Source organism: Actinokineospora sp., from assembly GCF_050699995.1.
Classification (GTDB): domain Bacteria; phylum Actinomycetota; class Actinomycetes; order Mycobacteriales; family Pseudonocardiaceae; genus Actinokineospora.
In genome coordinates this window covers 1-2,619 of the sequence record NZ_JBOHGC010000343.1, presented here as the reverse complement: position 1 = coordinate 2,619, position 2,619 = coordinate 1, and the positions used below count along the sequence as shown (strand labels likewise).

The following is a 2,619-nucleotide window of genomic DNA, read 5'->3' as shown; positions in this document are numbered from 1 at the left end:
TGCACCTGGCCCTGCGGCCCGGCACCGACGTCGTGCTCGCGTGGGCGGTGACCAACGAGCTCGAGCGCCTGGGCGCGCTCGACCGCGACTTCATCGCGCAGCACGTCGAGGGCTTCGAGCCGTACATGGAGCGCGTGCGCCGGTATCCGCCGGACGTCGCGGCCCGCATCTGCGGGGTGCCGGAGGCGCAGATCCGCGAGTTCGCCGGGTGGTTCCGCACGGCCTCGCCGGTGGCGATCAGCGTCGGCAACGGTCTCGAGCGCAATCAGAACGGGGGCAGCGGCATCCGCGCGGTCTTCGCGCTGCCCGCGCTGGCCGGCAAGCTGGGTGGGCGAGGCGGCGGGCTCGTCAACAGCGCGGGCTTCGCGTTCCCGAAGACCCCCGCGCGGCTGGCGCGGCCCGACTTCGTGCCGTCGGGCACGCGGGCCCTCAACATCATCGACCTCGGCCGCCACCTGCTCGATCCGAGCCTGGCCCCGCCGATCAAGGCGCTGTTCATCTACAACCACAACCCGCTCGTCGTGCATCCCGACCAGAACCGCATGCGCCGGGGTCTCGCCCGCGAGGATCTCTTCATCGTCGGCTCGGACGTGGTCATGACGGACAGTCTCGACTACGCCGACGTCGTCCTCCCCGCGTGCAGCCACTTCGAGCACGATGATCTCTTCGCCGCGTATGGCACGCACTGGCTCCAGCGCTCCCAGCCGGTCATCCCGCCGCAAGGCCAGGCGCTCCCCAACACGGAGATCTTCCGCCGGCTCGCGGGGCGCTTCGGCTTCAGCGACGCGGCGTTCACGGCGACGGACGCCGAGCTGATGGACGACGCGCTCGACCCGGCCGATCCGCGCCTCGGCGGCGTGCGCCCGAGCCGGATTCCCACCGACCGCGCGACGGCCATGACCGTGTCGGGCGAAGGCGAGGAGTTCGTGCTGTTCGGCAACGTGTTCCCCAAGACCCCGTCGGGCAAGGTCGAGCTCGTGTCGACCTATCTCGCCAACAAGTACGGGGCTCCGCTCGCGGATTACCGGCCGGTCGACTCGCCCTACCCGCTCGCGCTGATCTCACCGGCGTCCGACAAGCGCATCACCGCCACGTTCGGCGGCTGCCGAGACAGCGCGCCGCCGCCGCCGCTGGAGATGCATCCCGACGACGCGCGCGCCCGGAATCTACGGGACGGCGATCGCGTCAAGATCTGGAACGACCTGGGCGAGGTGCATCTGGTGCTTCGGATCACCGACGACGTCCCGCCCGGCGTCGTGTGCTCGCTCAAGGGCGCGTGGATGCGCACGAGCGACAATGGACAGACGATCTCGGCGCTCGCGCCGACCCACCACGCCGATATCTCCGAGGGCGCCTGTTACAACGACGCACGCGTCGAGGTGGCGCGGCACTAACGCGAATTCTACCTATCCGGTTGACTCAGCATCATACAAGGCATGGTAGGTCGTGGGGCTGTGCTGACCGGTGAGCCCGAGAAGCGACTGGAACGCCGCCATCGGTGTCCTGCGCCGGTTGAAGCGGAAAACAAACTCATTGAGGTAGTGAGGCAGATGTTTGCGGCTCACGCCGCGGTGAGTGCCCCAGACCCACGTCTTCAGGTGAGTGAAGACGCGATGGACCCGCGGGAACAATGCCGCCGCCTCTTTCGGCGCTCCTTGCGTAGTCGGCCGATGGTCATACCCGCGGTGCTTGAGCGAGGCGTAGCCCTGCCAGCCGTCCGTCCGGACCGTGCTCCCTGGAGCCACGGCGGTTTCGACGAACCCGACAAGAGATGGGCCCGACACGTCGGGCACGGTCCCGAGTCGGATTCGGCCGGTGCCACGACCACGAACTTCCACCGCGGCCACCACGATCGACTTCCTGCTCTCACGCCACCGACCGCCGGCACGGCCCTCCTCCGCGCCGCCGAGATAGGTCTCGTCCACTTCGACGATGCCGGCGATACGGTCGCGCTCGGGCCGGATCATGGCGCGACGGAGCTTCTGCAGCATGACCCAGGTTGTTTCATACCGTCCCAGACCGAGCTGTCGTTGGAGTTGCAGCGCGGAGAACCCCGGCGAGTGCGTGGTCACCAGATAGGCCGCCCAGAACCAGTCGCGCAGAGCCACGCGCGTCCGATGCATCACGGTCCCCGCCGTCACCGAGACCTGGTAGCGACAGCCTTGGCACTGCAGCAGCGCCCCGCGCGCCACCGGATAGGCCTCTGCATGTTTACACCGAGGACACCGATACCCGTCAGGCCAGCGCGACTCGACGAGGTACCGTCGGCACGCGTCCTCTGTGGAAAATCGCCGTTGAAATTCGGCGAGGGTCTTCGGGAAGTCGGGACGAGGCACCTTCCGTCTTCTCCCTTGAGGACCCACCACAACATACTGGGCTATGCTGAGTCAACCGGATAGGTAGAAATAAGCTTATCGAATCTGACCAAGCCGAGGGCGAATGACGTAGTTCCATTCACCAAGAAACGCTTGCGGGGTACTGCGGATCGTCTTCATCTCCTCGTCCGTCACTTTTCGCCCGGCTGGATACTTGCGCCGGTCGAGGCGGCAGGAGACGGCCAACCCCTTGGCGGTGGTCGTGCCCGCGATCAAGCGCACGATCGTCTCGTAGTCCCGCCGC

3 protein-coding genes are annotated in these 2,619 nt (G+C 67.4%); 1 reads left to right on the top strand and 2 read right to left on the bottom strand.

Going from position 1 to position 2,619, the window contains the following annotated elements:
• Positions 1-1,394: molybdopterin-containing oxidoreductase family protein (locus tag ACRDSQ_RS16945; RefSeq protein WP_431422297.1), on the top strand; the 1,394-nt coding region annotated here is incomplete at its 5' end.
• A 12-nt stretch (positions 1,395-1,406) separates the two neighbouring features.
• Here the strand turns inward: ACRDSQ_RS16945 and ACRDSQ_RS16940 are convergent.
• Together ACRDSQ_RS16940 and ACRDSQ_RS16935 are read right to left on the bottom strand one after the other, a co-directional pair.
• On the bottom strand, positions 1,407-2,336 hold the full coding sequence (locus ACRDSQ_RS16940) for an IS1595 family transposase (protein ID WP_431422295.1): 930 nt from the start codon (positions 2,334-2,336) through the stop codon (positions 1,407-1,409).
• 75 nt (positions 2,337-2,411) lie between these two features.
• A partial coding sequence (locus ACRDSQ_RS16935; RefSeq protein WP_431422293.1) for an ISAzo13-like element transposase-related protein occupies positions 2,412-2,619 on the bottom strand: 208 nt, incomplete at its 5' end.